The organism is Microbacterium sp. UBA7513 (genome assembly GCF_002478345.1).
Lineage (GTDB): Bacteria > Actinomycetota > Actinomycetes > Actinomycetales > Microbacteriaceae > Microbacterium.
Genome location: NZ_DLNJ01000007.1, coordinates 32,071 through 53,773, shown reverse-complemented (window position 1 = coordinate 53,773; position 21,703 = coordinate 32,071). Strand labels below are relative to the sequence as shown.

Genomic DNA, 21,703 nt, shown 5'->3' with positions numbered 1-21,703 from the left:
TCCGGGCGTCCGACGCCTCTGGCGGGTGTCGGAGGCCGCGCGTACTGTGAGGGCCGACGGGTGACGGAGCCCGACAGGAGGAGTGCGTGATGGACTGGAAGATCGAACTCATCTTCGTGCCGGTCAGCGATGTCGACCGGGCGAAGGACTTCTACGTGAAGATCGGCTTCCACGCCGACCATGATCAGGTGCCGTACGAGGGCCTGCGGTTCGTGCAGATGACCCCGCCGGGATCGGCCTGCTCGATCGCCTTCGGCACGGGGCTGGACACCGGCCTGGCACCGGGGCAGCAGAACACCATCCAGGTGGTCGTCCCCGACGCCGACGAGGCTCTCGCGCACCTGCGGGGTCTCGGTGTGGAGGCCGAGGGTGTGGACGAGCAGGACTGGGGCCGCTTCGTGCGTTTCGATGACCCCGACGGCAACACCTGGACCCTGCAGGAGCTCCCGGACTACAGCGCCCAGGGGTGACGACGATCCCCGGGCCGGGGCGGGGTCGTGTGCCGTCACAGATGCACGACCTCGGGACGGATGCACGACCGGAAACAGTGTGTGGTCGTGCAGATGGAACGGAGTCGTGCAGGTGTAGGTGGGCTCGGCACGCTGGTCCCGTGTCGGGGCGGAGATGCACGACTGGGGACGAGTGCACGACCAGTGGTGAGTGCACGACCAGTGGTGAGTCGTGGTCGGGCACCCGTCACCGTGTCGTCCTCCTGTGCGTCATGCCCACGTGTGCCGTATGTCGCGCCCGGGCGGTCGATGTCTCGTCGGCCGCGACGGATGCACGACCGGGCGACGGATGCACGACCTCGGGCGGGTACCGGTCGTGCAGACGGCCCCGGGTCGTGCAGGTGGAACCAGGGACGTGCAGAGTGGAACCGGGGACGTCCGCGCGGAACCAGGTCGTGCGGGTGTGCCAGTCAGGAAGTGCCGGAGTCGGGAGACGGGTGCACGACCGGGTGACGGATGCACGACGGGGGGAGGGGGTGTGGTCGTGCGAGCGGAACCGAGTCGTGCGCGCGGAACCGAGTCGTGCGCGCGGTCCGGGATCAGGGACGCCGGGGATCAGGGGAGGCGCGTGGCTCCGCCCGACACGACGAGGCCGCCGGAGCCCGGGATCGCGACGCGGAGTTCGCTCGGGCGGCCGACGTGGGCACCCTGACGGATGCGGACGGTGTCGCCCGGATAACCCTGCGCGCGGAGGTAGGCGCCGACCGAAGCGGCTGCGGACCCCGTCGCCGGATCCTCGGTGATGCGGCCCACGGGGAAGAGGTTGCGGGCCTCGATCTCGGCCGGATCCTCGGCGTGCAGCACCGTCACCGTGCCCTGCCAGCCCTGTGCGCGCATGAGGGCCGCCACGTCGGCGGGGGAGAAGCGGAACTGATGGAAGAGCTCCCGGTCGGCGACGAAGACGATCGGATGCCAATTGCCCGCGAACGCCTCGCGGACCGGGAAGCGCGGGTCGACATCGGCCGGCTCCATCCCGAGGAGCGCGAGGAGGCGGTCCCGCACGACGGGGTCGAGGTCGCGGACCTCCGGCTCGACGCTCGTGAACGACACCGTCACCCGGCCGTCCGCGTCCGCGAACGATTCCAGGGACACGGCCCCTGCCGCGGTCTCGAACACGACCGTCCCCGGACCCTGCCGCTCAGCGAGGGCCACCGCGGTCGCGACCGTCGCATGCCCGCAGAACGGCACCTCCGCAGCCGGCGACCAGTAGCGCACGCGGAAACGGGAGCCGTCCGCCGCGGCGTCCTGCACGAACGCGGTCTCCGAGTAGCCGACCTCGGCCGCGATCCGCTGCATGTCCGCCTCGTCGAGCCCGTCCGCGTCGAAGACGACCCCGGCGGGGTTGCCGCCGTCCGGCGTCGCGGCGAAGGCGCTGTAGCGCAGGACCTCGGGAGCATCCGTCATTCCGGGAGCCTATCGGCCCGCACGGGTCAGGAGTTCACGCGGATGATCTCCTGCTGGTACGGCGCGATCACGTCGCCGGAGATCCGGAGGTCGAGGACGAGGAAGCGTCGGGTCGCCGGGTCCTCTTCGGCCCACGCGGCGAGGCGATCCAGGTCGCCGAGCGTCCGCACGACGACGCCCTCGGCGCCGACCGCGGCCCCGAACGCGGCGAAGTCGACCTCGGGGATGCGCATCGGACCCTCGGCCAGGCCCTTCAGTCCGTAGAGGTTGACCTCGGCCCCGTACGCGGCGTCGTTCCAGACCACGGCCATGCCGCGGCCGCCCGCCGCCCGCACGGCCGATTCGAGGTCGGCGATGGCCATGAGACCGCCGCCGTCGCCGGAGGTGAGCACGATGGTCGCGTCCCGACGGGCGAGGGCCGCGCCCACCACGCTGGGCCAGCCCTGTCCGATCGACTGGAACGCGGTGCCGATCATCATCATCCGGTCGGGCGCGGCGACCGGCCAGTACATGTTCGCCCAGCCGATGAAGTGCCCGCCGTCCGAGACCACGACGCGGTCGTCGGGGAGGAGCTCGGCGATCCGGCGCGCGGCAGAACGCGGGTCGAGGCGGCCGTCCGGCGCGAGCTCGTCCCCGGGCTCGTACGCACGGGCCGCGGCGACATCGACCGTCTCCCGCCACGGGCGGGTGGGCACAGCTGCGGAGCCTGCGCCCGACACGCCGCCAGAGGCGGGGGTGGCCCCGGCGAGTCCGGTGGCATCTCCGAAGGTGTGCCCGGGGGAGGAGAGGCGGGCGACGAGGGCCTCGGCGGCGAGACGGGCATCGGCGCGCACGAAGCCGCCGACGTGGGCGTGCGTGGCGGCCGGAGCGGTGTCGATCTGGAACACCCGGGTTCCCGGGGCGAAGAGGTCGCCGAAGCGCATCGTGAACTGGTTAAGGCTGGCGCCGAAGACCACCGCGACGTCGGCCGTCCGCACGAGCTCCATCGCCCCCTCGGCGCCGAAGCCGCCGGTGACACCGAGGTCGTACCGGGCGTCCGGGAAGATGCCGCGGCCGAGGGCGGAGGAGGCGGTGAGGGCCCCGGTCTGTGCGGCAAGCGCCCCGAGAGCCTCGCCGGCGCCGGCCAGCCAGGCCCCGCGCCCGGCGAGGAGGAATGGACGCTCGGCGTCGCGCAGGGCGGCGGCGATCTCATCCAGCATGCCCTCGGCGAAGTCCCCCCGCGGGGCGAGCGGCGCGGGGAGCCGGGGAGCCGGGGCCGCAGGCACCGCACCGGCTTCGAGGGCGGCGACGTCGTAGGGGATGGCGAGCACCACGGGCACGCGATAGGTGAGGGCGTGCTCGACGGCGATGACGGTGGTCGCGGCGGCATCGGTCCGCCCGACGGTGTAGGTGCGGGCGCCGACGGCCGAGGCCAGAGCGATCTGGTCCACGTCCCACGGCCGCGGCCCCGAGGTCGGCTCGTCGCCCACCACGAGGACGAGCGGCACGTGCGCCTGCACGGCCTCGGCCAGCGCCGTGATCGTGTTCGTGAAGCCGGCGCCGTAGGTGGAGGTGCCCGCGGCGATGCGGCCGGAGGCGCGGAAGTGCGCGTCGGCCGCGACGACCGCGCCCTGCTCGTGGCGGACGGCGGTGAAGGTGGCGTCGGTCTGCGTCTCGAGGGCGTCGAGGAAGTAGGCGTTGCCGTTGCCCATGACGCCGAAGACGGCATCGACGTGCTGGGCGAGGGTGAGGGCGACGTGCGCGGAGACGGAGGGCATGGGGAAGCCTTTCGAGACAGGGACGGAGAAGGGGAATCCGTATGTGTCTCGCCCTCGCGGCGATGCGAGGTGCTTCGTGCCTCTTTTTCAGGCACCGGCGGGGCCGGACCTGCTCAGTCTAGCGGCGGCTCGGACGGAGCGGATGCGCGAGAATGGACCGATGACGGATGCATCGATCGAGCGCGAGACGCTCACGTGGGACGGCTTCGGCGCGGCGACGCGCGATCTGGCGCGGAACATCATCGCGACGGGCTTCGAGCCGGAGGTCGTGGTGGCGATCGCGCGCGGCGGCCTGCTCCCGGCCGGCGCCATCGCGTACGGACTCGGCGTGAAGAACTGCGGCGCCATCAACGTCGAGTTCTACACCGGCATCGGGACCGTGCTGGACGCCCCGGAGGTGCTGCCGCCCGAGCTCGACATGGCCTATCTCGACGGCCGCCGCGTGCTGCTCGTGGACGATGTCGCCGACTCCGGTCGCACGCTGGCGCTCGCGGTCCGGCTGCTGCAGGAGAAGGGCGCCGACGTGCGCTCGGTCACGATCTACACGAAGCCCTCGACGATCATCCAGCCGGACTTCGCGTGGAAGGACACCGACCTCTGGATCGACTTCCCCTGGTCGTTCCGCGGCACGGTGCGTCAGGAGGACGAAGGACTCCCGCCCACGGCCTGATCAGGCGTCGTCCGTCGCACCCCGCCGCAGGGCCAGGAGCGTCTGGATCGTGTCGGCCTCCGCAGCGGTCTTGTCCGGACGGTAGCCCTTGACCCTGGCGAAGCGGAGGGCGAGGCCGCCGGGGTAACGCGGGGACCGCTGCACGCCGTCGATCGCGATCTCGACCACGAGCTCCGGCCGGAGGAACACCGTCGACGCGGAGCGATGGGTCTCGTGCGCCGGGAACTCGTCGGTCTGCCACTGCAGCAGCGCGTCAGTGAGGCCCTTGAACGTCTTGCCCACCATCACGAACCCGCCGGGTTCGCCGAAGTCGCCGCCCGGGTCCCGCGCGCCGAGGTGCAGGTTCGACAGCCATCCGCGGCGGCGCCCCGACCCCCACTCGGCGCCGAGCACGACGAGGTCGAACGTGAGGACAGGTTTCACCTTGACCCACGATTTGCCGCGACGGCCGGCGGTGTAGGTCGAGTCGATGCCCTTGACGAGCACACCTTCGTGACCGGCTGCGAGAGCCTCGCGAGAGAGCTGCTCGGCGGCCTCGGGGTCAGCAGTGACGATGCCGGGCATGCGCCACTCACCGGCGATCTCGGCCAGGACGTCCTGACGCACCGACAGCGGCTCGTCGAGCAGGTCGCGCCCGTCCACGTGCAGGACGTCGAAGAACCAGGGCCGCAGGGCGAGCTCGCGCGCGGCATCCGCACCGAACCGGGACATCGTCTCCTGGAAGGGCCGGGGCCCGCCGTCCTCGTCGAGCGCCAGGGTCTCGCCGTCGAGGATGACCTCCTGCGCGGGAAGACCGCGGACGACCTCGACGATCTCGGGCAGGCGGTGGGTGACGTCGGCGAGGCTCCGTGTGTAGATGCCGACATCGTCGCCGCGGCGGTGCACCTGGATGCGGGCGCCGTCGAGCTTGTACTCGACCGAGGCGCGTCCGGTGATCTCCAGGGCGGCCGTGGGCGTCGGCGCGGTGGCCGCGAGCATCGGGAGCACGGGGCGTCCCACCTGAAGCCCGACCTCGTCGAGTGCGCCCTCGGCGCCGGTGAGCGCGAGCAGCGCCGTCTCACCGAGGTCGCCGGAGAGCATGGCGGCTCGTCGCACCGTGGCGGGCGGGGCCTCGGCGGCGCGGGCGATCGCGTCGAGGAGCACGCCGCTCAGCGCTCCGGTGCGGAGCTCCCCGAGCATCGCCCTGGTCAGGAAGTCCCATTCGGGAGCGGTGGCCCGGGCGGCGAGGTCGTGCAGCAGCGCACTGCGCACGCCCGCCGAACCGGAGCCCGAGGCGTGCGCGAGGGTGTCGAAGGCCTCATCGACCTCCGCGATGGTCAGCGTCGGCGTCGCGGTGTGCTCGATGGCGAGGGCGTTCAGCCCCCGCCACCCTACGCCGAGGCGACCCTGGCGGGGAGCCGCGAGGAGCAGTCCCACCAGGGGCGGGATGTCGTCGGCGTCGGCCCGGCGCAGCAGCGCCGCGATCGCCTCGACCTTGGCCAGGCGGGACGAGGTCGCGGCGACCTGGTCGGTGGTGGTGACGAGCTCCGAGAGCAGCATGCGGGCATCCTCCCACCGGGGTCGGACACCGCGCGAGACGGTTGACAGAGACGACGCCGATGGGGCGTCAGCGCCCGCGGAACTCCGGCTTCCGCTTATCCTGGAACGCGGCGAAGCCCTCGCGGTAGTCTTCCGTGTCGCACAGGGCGGCCTGCGCCGCGTTCTCGACGTCGATGGACTCCCACAGGGTGAGGCGTTCGTCGCGGATGCGGGCGACGAGCTCCTTGCTCGCTCGGAAGGCGGCTGTGGCGCCGTGGGCGGCCTTCCCCGCAGCGGCCGTCGCGGCGGCCTGCACCTCGTCGTCCGGGAGTACCTGGGAGAAGAGCCCCGAGCGCACGGCTTCCGTGCCGCTCATGAGCCGGCCGGTGTAGATGAGGTCGAGCGTCTTGTGCGCGCCGAGCCGGTCGAGGAACAGCGCGTGCCCGCCGGAGTCGAGGGTCGCGCCGAGTGCGGCGAACGGGGAGCCGATCTTCGCGGACTCGGCGACGTACACGACGTCGGTCGCGATGAGCAGGCCGAGTCCCACGCCCAGGCAGGCGCCGTGCGCGACGGCGAACGTCGGCGCCGGGAAGCGGGACATCCGCTGCAGCAGGGGTGTCACCCGCCCGCCGAGGTAGCCGAGCACGTCGTCGTCGCGCGGATCGACGGCGGAGATGTCCCGACCGGCGCAGAACGCCCGCCCTTCACCGCGGAGCAGCAGCGCGCGCACCCCGGCGGCCTCGGCATCCCGGTACGCGGCGTCGAGCTCCGCGAGGGCGGCCTCGTCCAGGGCGTTGAGCTTCGCGGGGGCGTCGAGCACCACGGTGGCGACGTCGTCGGCGATGGCGAGATCGATCATCAGGACTCCTCAGACGTCGTAGTCCACGACCACGCGGTCGCTGGTCGGATGGGACTGGCAGGTGAGCACGTAGCCGCGCTCCAGCTCGTCGGGCTCCAGGGCGTAGTTCTCGGTCATCGTGACGCTGCCCTCGATCACGCGCGCGCGGCAGGTGCCGCAGACGCCACCCGCGCATGCGAACGGCGCGTCCGGCCGCACCCGCAGTGCGGCGTTCAGCACCGACTCGCGCGCCGCGACCGGGCTCTCCACCGTCGAGGACACGCCGTCGAGGTTCACCTCGATCCGCACCGTCTTCTCGCCCGAGCGCACCGTGACCGGCCGGGCGGCCCGCACCGGCTCGTCGCCGGTCGTGAACAGCTCGAAGCGCACGTGCTCGCGGGGTACGCCCACGTCGGCCAGCACCTCCCGGCAGAGGTCGACGAGCGCGAGCGGTCCGCACAGGAACCACTCGTCCACGTCGGCCGGGTCGATCAGCGCGTCGAGGATCGTCCGCAGCTTGGGCTCGTCGATGCGGCCGGAGAGCACCGGCGCGGTCCGCTGCTCGCGGGACAGCACGTGGTGCAGCGTGAGCCTCGTCGGGTAGCGGTCCTTGAGGTCGGCGAGGTCTTCCAGGAACATCACGTCCAGCGTCGACCGGTTCGTGTAGAGGAGCGTGAACCGCGAGGTCTGCGACCGGGAGAGCACGGTGTGCGCGAGAGCCATCAGCGGCGTGATCCCGGAGCCGGCCGCGATGCCGACGACGTGCTTCTCGTCCAGGTCGTCGAGGCCGGAGGTGAACGTGCCCTGGGGGCTCATGACGTCGATGCGGAAGCCCGGGTGCAGGCCGGTCTGGGCCCACGTGGAGAACGTCCCGCCCTCGTCGCGCTTCACGGCGACGCTCAGGCGGGTGGGCGCCCCGTCGGTGCGATGCTCGGGCGCCCGGCAGAGCGAATAGGAACGCCGCACCTCCACGCCGTCCAGCGTCGTGCGCAGCGCCACGTACTGCCCGGGGAGGTGGTCGTAGTCGTCGGCGAGCTCCGCGGGCACCGTGAAGGTCACCTCGACGGAGTCCTCGGTGAGCGGCCGGACGTCCTCGACCTCGAGCGTGTGGAACCGGGCACGGCTGCGCGCCCGGGCGGGGGAGGCGGGGGAGGGCGCCGGCGTCGTCGCCGGGCCCGGGGAGAACAGCGACATCAGTGCACCTTGAAGTGATCGAAGGGTTCCAGGCAGGCCCGGCACTCGTACAGCGCCTTGCACGAGGTCGAGCCGAAGCGGGAGACCTCACGGGTGTCGAGCGAGCCGCAGCGAGGGCAGCGCACGCTGAGGGCGAGCCGGATCGGACCGGCGGGGACGGCCGCACGGCCGCTGGGCGGCGCGATCCCGTAGGCGCGGAGCTTCTGCTTCCCGGCGTCGCTCATCCAGTCGGTGGTCCACGCGGGGGAGAGCACGAGCCGCACCTCGACGTCGGCGAACCCGGCGGCCGTGAGCGCGAGGACCACGTCGTCGCGGATCGTGTCCATGGCCGGGCACCCGCTGTAGGTCGGCGTGATGTCGACGACCACGCGCTCGCCGCGGAGCTCAACCGCCCGCAGCACCCCGAGGTCCTCGATCGTGAGCACCGGCACCTCCGGGTCCGGCACGGCGGCGGCGATCCGCCACGCCTCGGCCTTCGCGTCGGCGGTGGTCCGGGTCACCATGACGCCCCCGGGTGCCGTCGCGCCAGCACCTGCATCTCGGCGAGGATGTGCCCGAGCGGGGTCGCGTGCGCGCCGTTCCGGCCGCCCGCCGACGATGCCGACACCTGCGGGACGGCGAGCTCGGCCTCCGCGAAGACGGTGGCGATGACCGCGTCGAACGGTGCACGGAGGGTCGACGGGCGCACGGCGACGTCGCCCAGTCGATCGATCAGGGATTCGTCGCGGAAGAGCTCGTCGACGTAGGGCCACACGTCCGTGAGGGCACGGATCATCCGCCGCCGCGACTCCTCCGTGCCGCCCGCGAGGCGCAGCACCCACTGCACGGCGTGGTCGCGGTGGTAGTCGACCTCCTTGAGCGCCTTCTCCGCGATCGCGGCGAAGGCGGGCTCGGTGCTCGCACGGAGGGCGGTGTACAGCTCCACCAGGTAGACCGAGGCGACGAGCTGTCGGGCGATGGTCTGCGCGAAGTCGCCGTTCGGCTGCTCCACGATCCAGGCGCTGCGGAACTCCGGCTCGTCGCGGAAGTACGCGAGGTCGTCCTCGGAACGGCCGTCCCACGTGCCCGCGAAGTGCAGGAAGGAGCGCGCGTGGCCGAGCAGGTCGAGGGCGATGTTGCCGAGCGCCACGTCCTCCTCGAGCTCGGGGGCGCGGGAGATCCAGGCGCCGAGCTGCTGCGACAGGATGAGGGCATCGTCGCCGAGCCACAGGGCGTACTCGGCGATGTCGGCGCTCGCCGCGGTCGTGCCCGCGCCTGCCAGTTCCTCGCTGAGCCGCAGCTCGTCGACGGAGACGTCGCCGTGCGCCTCCCCGTGGACGTCGCCGGCTCTCTGAGCGGAGCTGGGGCCCTGAGCGTGTCGAAGGGTCACAGGTGCGGCACCCCCTCGGAGGCGGTGTAGTACACCGCGTGCCGGTAGTTCTTGCCGGCGGGGCTTTCGAAGTACGCCCCCTTGGCATCGGGGTCGCTCGTGGTGATCGCCTCGGCGGGGACCGCCCAGATCGACACGCCCTCGCCCCGGCGGGTGTAGAGGTCGCGCGCGTTGCGGATGGCCATGTCGGCGTCGGGGGCGTGCAGCGAGCCGACGTGCACGTGGCTCAGTCCGCGGTTCGCCCGCACGAAGATCTCCCACAGGGGCCACGGTTCGTGTTCGACGTGTCCGGGGGTCGCCATCACGCCACCGCCCCTGCGACAGGCTCCGGGCGCGGACGGGAGCGCTGCTTGCGGGCGTACTCCGCGGCGGCCTCCCGCACCCACGCGCCCTCGTCGTGCGCCGTGCGGCGGCGCTCCAGACGCTCGGCGTTGCACGGGCCGTTGCCGCGCAGCACCTGGAAGAACTCGTCCCAGTCGATCTCGCCCATCTCGTAGCGACCGGTCTCCTCGTCGAACCGCAGGTCCGGGTCGGGGAGGGTGACGCCGAGGATCTCGGCCTGCGGCACGAGCATGCTCACGAACCGCTGACGCAGCTCGTCGTTGGAGAAGCGCTTGATCTTCCACGCCATCGACTGGGCGGAGTTGGGGGACTGGTCGTCAGGCGGCCCGAACATCGCCAGGCTCGGCCAGTACCAGCGGTCCACCGCGTCCTGCGCCATCTGCCGCTGCTCGTCGGTGCCGCGCATGAGCGAGAGCAGGATCTCGAACCCCTGGCGCTGGTGGAACGACTCCTCCTTGCAGATGCGCACCATCGCGCGCCCGTAGGGACCGTAGGAGGCGCGGCACAGCGGCACCTGGTTGCAGATCGCGGCGCCGTCGACGAGCCAGCCGATCGCGCCCATGTCGGCCCAGGTGGGGGTGGGGTAGTTGAAGATCGACGAGTACTTCGCCGTGCCGGAGATGAGCTGGTCCATCATCTCGTCGCGGGTGATGCCGAGGGTCTGCGCGGCGGAGTAGAGGTAGAGCCCGTGCCCGGCCTCGTCCTGCACCTTCGCCATGAGGATCGCCTTGCGCTTGAGGCTCGGGGCGCGGGTGATCCAGTTGCCCTCGGGCTGCATGCCGATGATCTCGGAGTGGGCGTGCTGGGAGATCTGCCGGATGAGCGTCTTGCGATAGGCCTCGGGCATCCAGTCGCGCGGCTCGATGCGCTGCTCGTTCGCGATCAGCTCGTCGAACAGGCGTTCCTCGTCGGAGGTCTCGCCGTCCACGAGGGACAGGTCTGCGGGACTGGTCATCGTCGACTCCTCGGGCTCCGGTCCTTCTTTACTGACCGATCGTTAGGTAATTCTGACACACGCAACGGCCCGATTCAACAGGGCGTGTCAGCGGGAGCGCGAGATCAGCGCCAGCAGCGCGCGGCCGTAGGCCTCCGCCGGGTCCGGGTGCTCGAACCACAGGGGAGCGCCGCCGAGCTCGATCTCGACGCGGAACGTGTCCGGGAGGCGGGTGAGGGCGCGGAACGTCCCGCGGAGCAGGTCGCGCAGCTGGTCCTCGCGCGGCAGCCACACCGCATCGGCGAGCGTCACGGCGTCGAGCGCCCACTCCGTCGTGCCGTTGAACGCGAGATCCGTCCCGGCCGGCGTCTGCCGCGCCTCGATGGTCATCGCGCTGACCGTGAAGACGTCGGCCTCCGCCTCCAGCTCCACCTCGTCCGGCAGATCGAGCTGGAAGCGGTCACCCTCCGTGGGCTTCCAGTTCAGACCGGCATCGCGAAGCGCGACGGCGAGTTCGCGGGTGATCATTCCTCCACGCTACGGCCTCCACGGCGGTCATCCACCGAGACCGGGCGGCGGTCGGAGTCCTGTCGGAGGTCTGCGGCAGAGTGGACGGTATGACCTCCCCGACTGCCGTGCCCCTCCGCGAGGCCGCCCGCGCCGCTCTCGGCGAACTCGTCGGCCGTCCCGACGTCGACTTCCATGCCGGCCAGTTCGAGGCGATCGAGGCGCTGGTGGAGGGGCGTCGCCGCGCGCTCGTGGTGCAGCGCACGGGGTGGGGGAAGTCGGCGGTGTACTTCGTCGCGACGCTGCTCCGCCGCCGGCAGGGGGCCGGCCCCACCGTGCTCGTCTCTCCGCTCCTGGCGCTCATGCGCGACCAGATCGCCGCGGCCGAGCGGGCGGGCGTGCGCGCCGTGGCGATCAACTCGACCAACGCCCACGAGTGGGCGGAGGTGCAGGAGCGGCTCGCCGGAGACGACGTGGACGTGCTGCTCGTCTCGCCGGAGCGGTTGAACAACCCGGCCTTCCGCGAGGAGCAGCTGCCCGCGCTGGTGGCGCGGCTCGGCATGCTCGTCGTCGACGAGGCGCACTGCATCAGCGACTGGGGGCACGACTTCCGCCCGGACTACCGCCGACTGCGCGACCTCATCGCGCAGATGCCCGCCGACGTGCCGGTGCTGGCGACGACCGCGACGGCCAACTCCCGCGTGGTGGCCGACGTGGCCGAGCAGCTCGGGGCGCTGCCTGGTGGCGCGGGGGGAGCGGAGGCGGTGCCCGTGCTCACGATCCGCGGGCCGCTCGCCCGCACCTCGCTGCGGCTCGGCGTGCTCCGCCTCAAGGACTCGGCGAGCCGCCTGGCCTGGCTGCTCAGCCACCTCGACGACCTCCCCGGCAGCGGGATCATCTACACGCTGACGGTGGCGGCGGCGGTCGACACCGCGCGGTTCCTGCGCGACCACGGCCACGACGTGCGCGCCTACACGGGGCAGACCGACCCCGAGGAGCGTGCGGAGTCGGAGGGCTTGCTCAAGCGCAACGAGGTGAAGGCACTCGTCGCGACCAGCGCCCTCGGCATGGGGTTCGACAAGCCGGACCTCGGGTTCGTCGTCCACCTCGGCGCGCCGTCCTCACCCGTGGCGTACTACCAGCAGGTGGGACGAGCGGGGCGTGCCAGCGAGAGCGCCGACGTGCTCCTGCTCCCCGGTGTCGAAGACCGCGAGATCTGGCACTACTTCGCGACCGCGTCGATGCCCGATCGGGAGCGTGCGGAACGGGTGATCGCGGCGCTCGGCGACAGCCCGATCTCGACGCCGGCGCTGGAGGCCCTCGTCGACATCCGCCGCACGCCGCTCGAGCTGCTGCTGAAGGTGCTCGACGTGGATGGTGCCGTGCGTCGGGTGCAGGGTGGGTGGGTCGCGACGGGACAGCCGTGGACGTACGACGCCGAGCGCTACGAGCGCATCGCCGCCGAGCGGGTGGCGGAACAGGAGCACATGCTCGAGTACGAGCGCACGGACGGCTGCCGCATGGCCTTCCTGCAGCGGGCTCTCGACGACGACACCGCGGCTCCCTGTGGTCGGTGCGACAACTGCGCGGGCGTGTGGTTCCCGGCGGAGGTCGCGCAGACGGCGAGCGCGCAGGCGGCCGCCTCCCTCGACCGGGTGGGCGTGCCGGTCGAGCCGCGTCGCGCGTGGCCGACAGGGGCCGTCCGCCTCGACGTGCCGGTGCGCGGCCGCATCCCCGCGGGGGAGCAGGCCGACGAGGGACGTGCCCTCGCCCGGCTCACCGACCTCGGCTGGGGCGGCACGCTGCGCGAGATCTTCGCGGCAGGTGCCCCGGACGCGCCGATCAGCCCGGCGCTGCTGCAGGCCTGCGTGCGCGTGCTCGCGGGGTGGGGCTGGGCGGAGCGGCCGGTGGCTGTTGTCGCGATGCCGTCGCGGTCGCATCCGCAGCTCGTCGACTCCCTCGCCCGCGGGCTGTCCGAGATCGGGCGGCTGCCGTACCTCGGCGCGCTGGAATGGCGCGGCGGAGGGCCGTCGGGGCAGGCGGGCGGGAACAGCGTGTTCCGGCTCGCGGGGGTGTGGGACCGGTTCGACGCGGCGCATCTCGAGGTCCCCGCCGGTCCGGTCTTGCTCGTCGACGACCTCATCGACAGTCGCTGGACCCTGACGGTCGCGGCGCGCGCGGTGCGGCAGGCCGGGGCCACGGCCGTGCTGCCGTTCGCGCTCGGCCTGCGCGGCTGACCGCCGTCGTCAGTCCTCGGCGGGGGCCACGGGCGGTGGCCAGGTCGTCGCGCCGAGTTCGCGGGAGATGTTCCGTGCCGTCTCGCGGAGCGCGTGCATGACGGTGTCGGATGCCGGCGCCTCCGCGGTCGGCAGCACGACGGCCACCGCGGCGACGATCGTGTTCGAGGCGTCGGCGATCGGCGCCGCGAGGGACGACTCGCCGAGGACGGCCTCATCGCTCTCCGCCGCCGTCCCGCGCTCCGCGATCCCCGGCAGCTCGAGGGTCAGTCGGGCCACGTCGGTGATGGTGTCGCCGGTGAGGCTGCGCAGGGGCTCGGCGAACACGCTCTGCTGGAAGCCCTGGTCGTACGCGAGGAGCACCTTCCCCATCGCGGAGGCGTGCGCGGGGACCGCCATCCCCGTCTCCAGCATCTGCGGGCTGTCGTCGGGGCGGAGGTTGTGGTGGATGACGAGGACGTCCGTGAGGTGCGGGGCGCCGAGACGCACGGACAGCTCCGTCCACCGCGCCAGGTCCTGTGTCCAGCGCATCGCCCGCGCCCGCACGTCCAGGGTGTCGAGGTAGACGTTGCTCAGTCGCAGCAGTGTGGGGCCGAGCATGTACCGCTGTCCGCCGCGCTCCTTCGCGACGAGGCCGTGCGCGCGCAGCGACTTCACCAGGCCGTGCACGGTCGACGGCGGCAGGCTCAGGGCCGCGGAGAGGTCCGTGATGCCGAGGTGGCGGGCGCCCTGGAGCAGGTCGAGGATCTTCGCCGCGCGGTCGATCGCCTGGATCATGCGCGTCCTCCTTCCGGTCGTCGTCGAGCCGGGTCTCCGGTCGCCGGATCGATCTTGACAACCCGGCAGGCTCCGAGCATATTCGACATTGACGAATCCCTTTCGGATTTTCGCTCGAGACTCACGCCGCATCAAAGGAGATCGCAGGATGAAGAAGCTCATCAACGCCCCGGAGGACGTCCTCGTCGAGTCCCTGAAGGGCGTCGCCGCCGCGCACCCCGAACTCTCGGTCGACCTGGAGAACCACGTCATCACCCGGGCGACACCGAAGGAACAGGGCAAGGTGGCCGTCGTCTCCGGCGGTGGATCGGGCCACGAGCCGCTGCACGGCGGCTACGTCGGCACCGGCATGCTCGACGCGGCCGTCGCCGGCGAGGTCTTCACCTCGCCCACCCCCGACCGCGTGCAGGTCGCCACCCAGGCGGTCGACCGCGGGGCGGGTGTGCTGCACATCGTCAAGAACTACACCGGCGATGTGCTGAACTTCGAGATGGCCGCCGAGCTCGCCGCCATGGAGGGGATCGAGGTCGGCACGGTCGTCGTGGACGACGACGTGGCCGTGCAGGACTCGCTCTACACCGCGGGGCGGCGCGGCGTCGGCCTCACGGTCCTGCTGGAGAAGCTCGTGGGGGCGGCCGCGGAGGAGGGCCGCGACCTCGCGGCCGTGGTCGACCTCGCGAAGCGCATCAACGGTCAGGGACGCTCCATGGGCATGGCCCTCACCAGCTGCACGGTCCCCGCGGCGGGCAAGCCCACCTTCGACCTCCCCGACGACCAGATGGAGATCGGCATCGGCATCCACGGCGAGCCGGGACGTCACCGTGAGCCGCTCGCCCCCGCGTCCGAGATCGCACGGCAACTCGTCGAGCCGATCCTGGGCGACCTCGACGCCACCGGGCCCGCGATCGTGATGCTCAACGGCATGGGAGCCACGCCCCTGATCGAGCTCTACCTCATGTACGGCGAGGTCGCGTCGATCCTGGAGAAGTCCGGCGTGCAGATCGCGCGCAACCTGGTCGGCAACTACATCACCTCCCTCGACATGGCCGGGTGCTCCGTCACGGTGCTGAAGGCGGACGACGAGCTGCTGCGCCTGTGGGACGCACCGGTGAACACCCCCGGCCTGCGGTGGGGCGCGTGATGGCGGCCGTCGACACCGACGTCCTCGTCGACTGGATCTCCCGCTACCGGGAAGCCGTCACCGCGCAGCGGGACTGGCTCACGGAACTGGACTCCGCGATCGGGGACGCCGATCACGGCGCGAACATGGCGCGCGGCTTCACGGCGGTCGGGGAGAAGCTCGCGGCGACGACGCCCGCGACGATCGACGAGCTGCTCAAGTCCGTCGGCATGACCCTGGTGAGCTCGGTGGGCGGCGCGAGCGGCCCCCTCTACGGCACGTTCTTCCTGCGCATGGGGATGTCCGCCGGTGCGGTGACGACGCTCGACGGACCGGCGCTCGCCGCCGCGCTCCGAGCGGGGCTGGAGGGCATCGTCGCGCGGGGCAAGCCCGAGGCGGGTGACAAGACCATGTTCGACGCCATGGCTCCCGCGGTGGACGCCTTCGACGCCGCCCTCGCCGGAGGAGCCGATACCGCGGCCGCCGCCAGGGCGGCGGCGGCTGCCGCGGATGCCGGGCGCGACGCCACGGTACCGCTCGTCGCCCGGAAGGGCAGGGCGAGCTACCTCGGTGAACGCAGCGCGGGCCACCTCGACCCCGGTGCCGCCTCGACGGCGCTCCTGTTCGAGGCGCTCGCGGCGGCCCTCGCGGACGCCGGATGATCGGGATCGTCGCCGTCTCGCACAGCGCCCGGCTCGGGGAGGCGGCGCTCGAACTCGCCCTGCAGATGGTCCCGGGCGGCGGCGTGCCGGTGCGTATCGCGGCCGGGGCGGGCGTGGACGCCGACGGCGCGCCCATCCTCGGGACGGATGCCGTCGCGGTGTCCGCGGCGATCGACGAGCTCGCCGCCGAGGTCGACGGCGTGCTCGTGCTGATGGACCTCGGGTCGGCCGTGCTGAGCGCCGAGCTCGCGCTGGAGCTGCGCAGCAGCGAGGTGCCGGTGCGGCTCGCGCCCGCGCCATTCGTGGAGGGGCTCCTCGCCGCGGTGGTGGGCGCGGCGGCCGGGGGCGACCTCGATGCGGTCGCCGCTGAAGCCGCCTCGGCGCTGGCCGCGAAGACCGGTCAGCTCGCCCCGACGGACGATGCGACGGCAGAAGACACCGAGCGGTCGCCCGCGGAGCCCGCTTCTGACGGGCCGAAGCCGGCCGGGGAGACCGTCTCCCGTCGTGTGCGGGTGCGCAACCCTCTCGGCATCCATGCCCGACCCGCCGCGCTGATCGCGGAGTCGGCGGCGGGCGCGGACGTCCGTCTGCGGCGGCTCCCGGACGGCCCGGAAGCCGCCGCCGGGAGCCTGACCCGGTTGCTCGCACTCGGCGCGCGGCAGGGCACCGAGATCGAGCTCACCGGTCGAGGCGCGGACGCGGAGGCGGCGATCGACCGCCTGGTCTCGCTCTTCGAGGGAGGGTTTGGCGAGAGCGTCGAGTCGGACGAGGGCGCCGCCGGAAGCCCCGGAACCGCACCCGCGCCCGCGCGCGACACCGCCCGGGACGACCAGGAAGGAGCCCGGGCCGACGACGAGTCGGCGCCGCCGCCGGAGATCGTCTCCGGGACCGTGCTGCAGGGCCGCGGCGTCAGCCCGGGACGGGTGGCCGCGAGGGCGGTGTCCCCCGCACCGGCACTCCCGGAACCGGATGTCGAGACCGTCGTCCCGCCGGAGGGCCGGGAGGCCGAGGTCTCCACGATCGAGTGGGCCGCGGTGGCCGTCGCCGATCAGCTGCGTTCGCGCGCCGAACGGGCCCGCGGGGAGGCACGGGCGATCCTGGACGCGTCCCGGCTCCTCGCCTCCGACCCGGAGCTCGTCGCCGAAGCCACCGCCCTCGTGCGCGCACAGGGGCGCACGGCGGCGCGAGCGGTCTGGGAGACGTCCGCGGCGCACGAGGCGGCGCTCACGGCTCTCGGCGGGAGGATGGCGGAACGAGCCGCCGACATCCGTGACGTCCGCGACCGCATGATCGCCGAGATCCTCCGGGTGGACATGCCGGGAGTCCCCGAGCGAGACGAGCCCTTCGTCCTCGTCGCGAGCGACCTGGCCCCCGCCGACACGGCAGCGCTGGACGGCGGGAGCTGCGTCGCTCTCGTGACCGCGGACGGCGGGCCCACGTCGCACACGGCGATCATCGCGCGGGCACTGGGACTGCCTGCCGTGGTCGGGGTGCCAGGGGCGACCGGCATCCGCGAGGGCGCCATGCTTCTCGTCGACGGCGATCGCGGCACGATCCACGTCGATCCGGACGAGGCGGAGATCGCCGAGGCGCGGGCCGCGGCGGTCGTGGTGACCTTCGACGGACGGGGCCGTCTCGCGGACGGGACCCGCGTGCCCCTCCTGGCCAACGTCGGAGGAGCGTCGGATGCCGGGAGCGCGGCCGCGGCGCACGCCGAGGGGGTCGGGCTCTTTCGCACCGAGTTCTGCTTCCTCGACCGGACGGCGGCGCCGAGCATCCAGGAGCAGGTCGAGGCCTACCGCGGGGTGCTGCGCGCATTCCCCGGGCGGAAGGTCGTCGTGCGCACCCTGGATGCGGGGAGTGACAAGCCGCTGCCGTTCGCGAACGACGACGACGAGGAGAACCCCGCGCTGGGCGTGCGGGGTCTGCGCCTCTCGCGTCGCCGGCCCGCTCTGCTCGACGACCAGCTGCGCGCGCTGGCCAGGGCTGCCGATGCGGAATCCGCCGAGGTGGAGGTCATGGCCCCGATGGTCGCCACGGTCGACGAGGCGGCGGACTTCGCGGCGCGGTGCCGTGCCGCGGGGCTGGACAGAGCGGGGATCATGATCGAGACCCCGGCGGCGGCGCTGCTGGCCGCCGAGCTGTTCGAGGTCGTGGACTTCGTGAGCCTCGGGACCAACGATCTCGCGCAGTACACCCTGGCCGCGGACCGGCTGTCCAGTGCGCTCGCCGATCTCAACGATCCCTGGCAGCCGGCGGTGCTGCGGCTGATCGGGACGGTCGGGGCCGCGGGACGGGCGGCGGGAAAGCCGGTCGGGATCTGCGGGGAGGCGGCCGGGGACCCGGCACTCGCCCCCGTGCTCGTCGGGCTCGGCGCGACCTCGCTGTCGATGACGCCGCGCGCCCTCGGGCGGGTGGCGGCCGCACTCGACGCGGCGGACCCGGACGAGTGCCGTCGGGCGGCCGAAGATGCGAGCGGCGCGGCGACCGCCGCGGAGGCGCGGAGCGCAGCAGCTCTCGTGCTCGGCGGAGGCCAGACGGGCTGAGCCGAACCGCTGTCCGACCGCTACTCTTCCCTCAGGGGGCGCCGTGTCCACGGCGCACATGATCATGCGGAGGGTTCATGTCGGCGACGGCACACGACGGAGGGAAGCTGCGAGGAGCGGCGCTCCTCGCAGCGGTGGTGGCGGGAGTGCTGGTGGCGCTCCCGGGGTGCGCGGCGACGCCGGAGGCGACACCCACGGCGACCGCATCACGGGCGCCGGAGACCCCGACCCCCACTCCCGATCCCTATGCCGGGCCCCTCCTCTTCGTCGGCGACGAGCTCGACGCGTTCGCGCTCACGCCGGAGGAGGTCGCGCAGCTGTTCCCGTCCGCTCCGCCCGCAGCCGTGGTCGACGACACGCTGCTGCAGTACTCGGACGGCGGCGGGCCCGAGTTCAGCCCCGCGGTCTGCCTGCTGCTGACCGTCGAGACGTCGATGCGCAGCATCGGGGCGCGCACGGTGCCCTGGGTGGACGAGGACGACACCGGGAACAGCGGCAAGCAGGAGATCCTCCAGTTCGCGTCGGAAGAGGTCGCCGCGGCACGAATGGACGACCTCCTCTCCACCGTCGAGCGGTGTGCGCAGTTCGACGCACAGGGTGCGGGCACCTTCGCGGCGGTCGCTGCGCCGGAGACCGACGGGGTGCGCGCGTTCGGCGGCACCCTGGACCTGGGGTCAGGGGACGGCGCCTGGCGGGCGCATCATGCGTTCGCCGCCGTGGGAAACGTCATCGTGCACGTGTGGCAGCCCGCCCTCGACGGCTCGGAGTTCGACGCGGAGCGCGCGGCACTGCTCGTGCGCGACCGCGCCCGCGAAGCGAAGTCCGCACTCGTCGAGAAGCTGACGGAGAACCCGCCTACGACCGAGACTCCGGAAGCCGCGGATCCCGGCGCCCCCTGGAGCGAATGGGAGATGACGGCGACGGGCGTCGGACCGCTCGAGCTCGGGATGCCCCGCGAGGATGCGCTGGCGGCGATCCCGGGGGCGACCGCTCAGCCCACCGGTGGCACGCACACGCTCGTGCGCCTCGTGAGCGCCGACGGTACGAGCACGCTCCTGCTGCATTTCACTGACGACGGCACGACCCTCGCAGCGGTCACCGCCGGGATCGCGAACGTGCAGGGTGACCTGGAGCCCGACGGTGCGGTCCTTCCCGCCACGGGCGGGCTCCGCATCGGTGCCCCGCTGTCGGACGCCGTCGCCGCTTTCCCGGAGGGCACGTTCCTCCGCGTCGTCTCGTCCGCGGAGTTCTTCTACGAGTGGTCGACGAGGGAAGGCGGCACGATCCGCTTCCGGGCGGACAGGGACTACGAGGACCCTGCTGCAGTGATCACGGGCGTGACGGTGGAGGACGCGGCGCTCTGGCCGCCGCTCGACTTCGAGTGACGCATGGCATGATCCGCCGACCTCCTTGCGTTACTGACCGATCGTTCAGTTAGTATGGGCGGACGGGACGCGGTCGTCCCGTCCCAGCGCGACGAGGAGGTCGGCGATGACGGAGGCGACGGATACGGCGGAGGCCGTGCGGCCGAACCGGGCCATGATGGAACGCGACCGGGCCTCGGCGATGCTCGGGCTCGTCGTCGAACGCGACGACCCGGGGCACGCGGTCGTGTCCATGCGCGTCCGTGACGACATGACCAACGGCTTCCAGATCACCCACGGCGGGCTCGTGTTCGCGCTCGCCGACACCGCCTTCGCGATCGCCTGCAACGAGGACGACCGGGTGACGGTCGCCGCCGGCGCCGACATCTCGTTCCTCAAGCCCACCGTCGCGGGGCAGACGCTCACCGCGACGGCCGTCCGCCGCACCCGCAGCGGTCGCTCCGGCCTCTACGACGTGACGGTCGTGGACGAGCAGGGCGACGCGGTCGCCGAGTTCCGCGGCCGCTCCCGCACCACCTCCCGCACCTTCTGATCCCATCCGTTCCGAGGGGTCCCCGTGTCGACGATGACCGCCCCCGCCTCCGCCCTCCGCCCGCCGACGACCGACGAGCTCGACCCCGAGGAGCGGATGAGCCGCGCCGAGATCGAGCGTCTGCAGCTCGAGCGCCTCCAGTGGACCGTGCAGCACGCCTATCGCAACGTGCCGCTCTACACGCGGAAGTTCGACGAGGCGGGCGTGCATCCCGACGACATCCGCACGCTCGACGACGTGCACCGGCTGCCCTTCACGACCAAGGACGACCTGCGCGAGACGTACCCGTTCGGGATGTTCGCGGTGCCGATGGCCGACGTCGCCCGCATCCACGCGTCCAGCGGCACCACGGGCCGCCCGACCGTCGTCGGCTACACGCGCGGCGACCTCGACCGCTGGGGGACGCTGGTGGCCCGGTCGCTCCGCGCCAGCGGCATCCGGCGCGGCATGAAGGTGCACAACGCCTACGGGTACGGCCTGTTCACGGGCGGGCTCGGGGCGCATGCCGGCATCGAGGCACTGGGCGCCACCGTGATCCCGATGTCGGGCGGACAGACCGCCCGACAGGTGCAGCTCATCCGCGACTTCGAGCCGGACGCGATCCTGTGCACCCCGAGCTACCTCCTCACGATCGCGGACGCGATGGCCGCGCAGGGCATCGACCCGCGGTCCACCTCGCTCCGGGTCGCGGTGCTCGGCGCGGAGCCCTGGACCAACGAGATGCGGCACGAGCTGGAGCAGCGGCTCGGCATCGACGCCCTCGACATCTTCGGACTCAGCGAGGTCATGGGGCCGGGTGTCGGCAACGAGTGCCTCGAGACCAAGGACGGCCCGCACCTGTGGGAGGACCACTTTCTGCCGGAGGTGATCGACGGCGACACCCTGGAGGCCCTGCCGGACGGCGAACGGGGCGAGCTCGTCTTCACCTCGCTCACCAAGGAGGCGTTCCCCGTCATCCGGTACCGCACGCGCGACATCACCCGCCTGCTCCCCGGCACGGCGCGTCCGGGTATGCGGCGGATGGAGAAGGTCACCGGACGCAACGACGACATGATCATCCTGCGCGGCGTCAACCTCTTCCCGACGCAGATCGAGGAGCTGGTGCTCGGGATCGAGCAGCTCACGCCGCACTTCATCCTGGAGCTGACGAAGGAGGGCCGGATGGACGCCCTCACGGTGCGCATCGAGCGTCACCCCGACCTGTCCGTGGAGACGTGCGAGGCGGCGGCGCAGGTGCTGGTGCAGCGCATCAAGGTGTTCATCGGCTCGTCGGTCGCCGTGCGGCTGGAGGAGCCGGGGGCGCTGCCGCGCAGCGAGGGCAAGTACAAGCGCGTCTACGACCTGCGCTGACACGCGGGGGTCTCGGCGTCGACCTCCGCGATGCGCGCGGCGGGCGGTGCGA

The 21,703-nt window shown here is 72.6% G+C and carries 20 protein-coding genes; 9 read left to right on the top strand and 11 right to left on the bottom strand.

Going from position 1 to position 21,703, the window contains the following annotated elements; all coding sequences use genetic code 11:
* The first annotated feature begins 89 nt into the window (after positions 1-89).
* Positions 90-470, top strand: coding sequence for a VOC family protein (locus tag B2W79_RS03075; protein ID WP_071327416.1), 381 nt, complete (start codon positions 90-92; stop codon positions 468-470).
* Between the two features lie 594 nt (positions 471-1,064).
* On the opposite strand, the gene B2W79_RS03070 is transcribed toward B2W79_RS03075, so the two are convergent.
* Together B2W79_RS03070 and B2W79_RS03065 are read right to left on the bottom strand one after the other, a co-directional pair.
* Positions 1,065-1,913, bottom strand: coding sequence for a PhzF family phenazine biosynthesis protein (locus B2W79_RS03070; protein ID WP_292786964.1), 849 nt, complete (start codon positions 1,911-1,913; stop codon positions 1,065-1,067).
* Positions 1,914-1,939: 26 nt separating this feature from the next.
* Positions 1,940-3,670, bottom strand: a complete 1,731-nt coding sequence (locus tag B2W79_RS03065) for a thiamine pyrophosphate-binding protein (protein WP_292786961.1) — start codon at positions 3,668-3,670, stop codon at positions 1,940-1,942.
* Between the two features lie 160 nt (positions 3,671-3,830).
* On the opposite strand from B2W79_RS03065, the gene B2W79_RS03060 reads away from it, so the two are divergent.
* A complete protein-coding gene (locus B2W79_RS03060; RefSeq protein ID WP_071328033.1) occupies positions 3,831-4,340 on the top strand; it encodes a phosphoribosyltransferase in 510 nt (169 codons plus the stop codon).
* On the opposite strand, the gene B2W79_RS03055 is transcribed toward B2W79_RS03060, so the two are convergent.
* The 8 genes from B2W79_RS03055 to B2W79_RS03020 form a co-directional block, all read right to left on the bottom strand.
* A complete protein-coding gene (locus B2W79_RS03055) occupies positions 4,341-5,879 on the bottom strand; it encodes an ATP-dependent DNA ligase (protein WP_292786953.1) in 1,539 nt (512 codons plus the stop codon). It lies immediately after the preceding gene.
* Positions 5,880-5,946: 67 nt separating this feature from the next.
* The gene (locus tag B2W79_RS03050; RefSeq protein ID WP_292786950.1) at positions 5,947-6,717 is read right to left on the bottom strand and encodes an enoyl-CoA hydratase/isomerase family protein; all 771 of its coding nucleotides are present in this window, start codon (positions 6,715-6,717) and stop codon (positions 5,947-5,949) included.
* Positions 6,718-6,726: 9 nt separating this feature from the next.
* Entirely contained in the window at positions 6,727-7,890 is a 1,164-nt protein-coding gene (gene paaE / locus B2W79_RS03045) for a 1,2-phenylacetyl-CoA epoxidase subunit PaaE (protein WP_292786946.1), read from the bottom strand.
* Positions 7,890-8,393 carry a 1,2-phenylacetyl-CoA epoxidase subunit PaaD gene (paaD, locus tag B2W79_RS03040; RefSeq protein WP_071327408.1) on the bottom strand — a complete coding sequence of 168 codons (504 nt, stop codon included), beginning with the start codon at positions 8,391-8,393 and terminating at the stop codon, positions 7,890-7,892. Before paaD ends, paaE begins: the two co-directional genes overlap by 1 nt.
* On the bottom strand, positions 8,387-9,259 hold the full coding sequence (gene paaC, locus B2W79_RS03035) for a 1,2-phenylacetyl-CoA epoxidase subunit PaaC (RefSeq protein WP_396654748.1): 873 nt from the start codon (positions 9,257-9,259) through the stop codon (positions 8,387-8,389). Before paaC ends, paaD begins: the two co-directional genes overlap by 7 nt.
* Positions 9,256-9,561 (bottom strand): 1,2-phenylacetyl-CoA epoxidase subunit PaaB, encoded by a 306-nt coding sequence (paaB, locus tag B2W79_RS03030; protein ID WP_062635989.1) that lies wholly within the window; start codon positions 9,559-9,561, stop codon positions 9,256-9,258. The genes paaC and paaB overlap by 4 nt, the downstream gene beginning before the upstream one ends.
* Complete coding sequence (gene paaA / locus B2W79_RS03025; RefSeq protein WP_292786938.1) at positions 9,561-10,556, bottom strand: 1,2-phenylacetyl-CoA epoxidase subunit PaaA; 996 nt, start codon at positions 10,554-10,556, stop codon at positions 9,561-9,563. Before paaA ends, paaB begins: the two co-directional genes overlap by 1 nt.
* A gap of 87 nt (positions 10,557-10,643) precedes the next feature.
* Positions 10,644-11,063 carry a pilus assembly protein CpaE gene (locus tag B2W79_RS03020; protein ID WP_071327405.1) on the bottom strand — a complete coding sequence of 140 codons (420 nt, stop codon included), beginning with the start codon at positions 11,061-11,063 and terminating at the stop codon, positions 10,644-10,646.
* Between the two features lie 89 nt (positions 11,064-11,152).
* On the opposite strand from B2W79_RS03020, the gene B2W79_RS03015 reads away from it, so the two are divergent.
* Positions 11,153-13,279 (top strand): RecQ family ATP-dependent DNA helicase, encoded by a 2,127-nt coding sequence (locus tag B2W79_RS03015; protein ID WP_292786933.1) that lies wholly within the window; start codon positions 11,153-11,155, stop codon positions 13,277-13,279.
* Between the two features lie 9 nt (positions 13,280-13,288).
* Here the strand turns inward: B2W79_RS03015 and B2W79_RS03010 are convergent, their stop codons facing one another.
* On the bottom strand, positions 13,289-14,056 hold the full coding sequence (locus B2W79_RS03010; protein WP_292786930.1) for an IclR family transcriptional regulator: 768 nt from the start codon (positions 14,054-14,056) through the stop codon (positions 13,289-13,291).
* A gap of 148 nt (positions 14,057-14,204) precedes the next feature.
* Here B2W79_RS03010 and dhaK point away from each other — a divergent pair, with 148 nt between their 5' ends.
* From dhaK to paaK, 6 genes are all read left to right on the top strand, one after another.
* Positions 14,205-15,197, top strand: coding sequence for a dihydroxyacetone kinase subunit DhaK (gene dhaK, locus B2W79_RS03005; RefSeq protein WP_071327402.1), 993 nt, complete (start codon positions 14,205-14,207; stop codon positions 15,195-15,197).
* Positions 15,197-15,838, top strand: coding sequence for a dihydroxyacetone kinase subunit DhaL (gene dhaL, locus B2W79_RS03000; protein ID WP_292786927.1), 642 nt, complete (start codon positions 15,197-15,199; stop codon positions 15,836-15,838). The genes dhaK and dhaL overlap by 1 nt, the downstream gene beginning before the upstream one ends.
* The gene (gene ptsP, locus B2W79_RS02995) at positions 15,835-18,384 is read left to right on the top strand and encodes a phosphoenolpyruvate--protein phosphotransferase (RefSeq protein ID WP_292786924.1); all 2,550 of its coding nucleotides are present in this window, start codon (positions 15,835-15,837) and stop codon (positions 18,382-18,384) included. Before dhaL ends, ptsP begins: the two co-directional genes overlap by 4 nt.
* 77 nt (positions 18,385-18,461) lie before the next feature.
* Positions 18,462-19,769 carry a sensor domain-containing protein gene (locus B2W79_RS02990; protein WP_071327401.1) on the top strand — a complete coding sequence of 436 codons (1,308 nt, stop codon included), beginning with the start codon at positions 18,462-18,464 and terminating at the stop codon, positions 19,767-19,769.
* A 106-nt stretch (positions 19,770-19,875) separates the two neighbouring features.
* Positions 19,876-20,301: a hydroxyphenylacetyl-CoA thioesterase PaaI gene (paaI, locus tag B2W79_RS02985; protein ID WP_071327400.1), complete on the top strand. Its 426-nt coding sequence runs from the start codon at positions 19,876-19,878 to the stop codon at positions 20,299-20,301.
* Between the two features lie 33 nt (positions 20,302-20,334).
* Positions 20,335-21,651, top strand: a complete 1,317-nt coding sequence (paaK, locus tag B2W79_RS02980) for a phenylacetate--CoA ligase PaaK (protein WP_292787439.1) — start codon at positions 20,335-20,337, stop codon at positions 21,649-21,651.
* The last annotated feature ends 52 nt before the right edge of the window (positions 21,652-21,703 follow it).

Coding starts and splice junctions, on each gene's coding strand:
- B2W79_RS03075 (WP_071327416.1), top strand. CDS start 90: ATGGACTGGAAGATCGAACTCATCTTCGTGCCGGTCAGCGATGTCGAC.
- B2W79_RS03070 (WP_292786964.1), bottom strand. CDS start 1,913: ATGACGGATGCTCCCGAGGTCCTGCGCTACAGCGCCTTCGCCGCGACG.
- B2W79_RS03065 (WP_292786961.1), bottom strand. CDS start 3,670: ATGCCCTCCGTCTCCGCGCACGTCGCCCTCACCCTCGCCCAGCACGTC.
- B2W79_RS03060 (WP_071328033.1), top strand. CDS start 3,831: ATGACGGATGCATCGATCGAGCGCGAGACGCTCACGTGGGACGGCTTC.
- B2W79_RS03055 (WP_292786953.1), bottom strand. CDS start 5,879: ATGCTGCTCTCGGAGCTCGTCACCACCACCGACCAGGTCGCCGCGACC.
- B2W79_RS03050 (WP_292786950.1), bottom strand. CDS start 6,717: ATGATCGATCTCGCCATCGCCGACGACGTCGCCACCGTGGTGCTCGAC.
- paaE (WP_292786946.1), bottom strand. CDS start 7,890: ATGTCGCTGTTCTCCCCGGGCCCGGCGACGACGCCGGCGCCCTCCCCC.
- paaD (WP_071327408.1), bottom strand. CDS start 8,393: ATGGTGACCCGGACCACCGCCGACGCGAAGGCCGAGGCGTGGCGGATC.
- paaB (WP_062635989.1), bottom strand. CDS start 9,561: ATGGCGACCCCCGGACACGTCGAACACGAACCGTGGCCCCTGTGGGAG.
- paaA (WP_292786938.1), bottom strand. CDS start 10,556: ATGACCAGTCCCGCAGACCTGTCCCTCGTGGACGGCGAGACCTCCGAC.
- B2W79_RS03020 (WP_071327405.1), bottom strand. CDS start 11,063: ATGATCACCCGCGAACTCGCCGTCGCGCTTCGCGATGCCGGTCTGAAC.
- B2W79_RS03015 (WP_292786933.1), top strand. CDS start 11,153: ATGACCTCCCCGACTGCCGTGCCCCTCCGCGAGGCCGCCCGCGCCGCT.
- B2W79_RS03010 (WP_292786930.1), bottom strand. CDS start 14,056: ATGATCCAGGCGATCGACCGCGCGGCGAAGATCCTCGACCTGCTCCAG.
- dhaK (WP_071327402.1), top strand. CDS start 14,205: ATGAAGAAGCTCATCAACGCCCCGGAGGACGTCCTCGTCGAGTCCCTG.
- dhaL (WP_292786927.1), top strand. CDS start 15,197: ATGGCGGCCGTCGACACCGACGTCCTCGTCGACTGGATCTCCCGCTAC.
- ptsP (WP_292786924.1), top strand. CDS start 15,835: ATGATCGGGATCGTCGCCGTCTCGCACAGCGCCCGGCTCGGGGAGGCG.
- B2W79_RS02990 (WP_071327401.1), top strand. CDS start 18,462: ATGTCGGCGACGGCACACGACGGAGGGAAGCTGCGAGGAGCGGCGCTC.
- paaI (WP_071327400.1), top strand. CDS start 19,876: ATGACGGAGGCGACGGATACGGCGGAGGCCGTGCGGCCGAACCGGGCC.
- paaK (WP_292787439.1), top strand. CDS start 20,335: ATGACCGCCCCCGCCTCCGCCCTCCGCCCGCCGACGACCGACGAGCTC.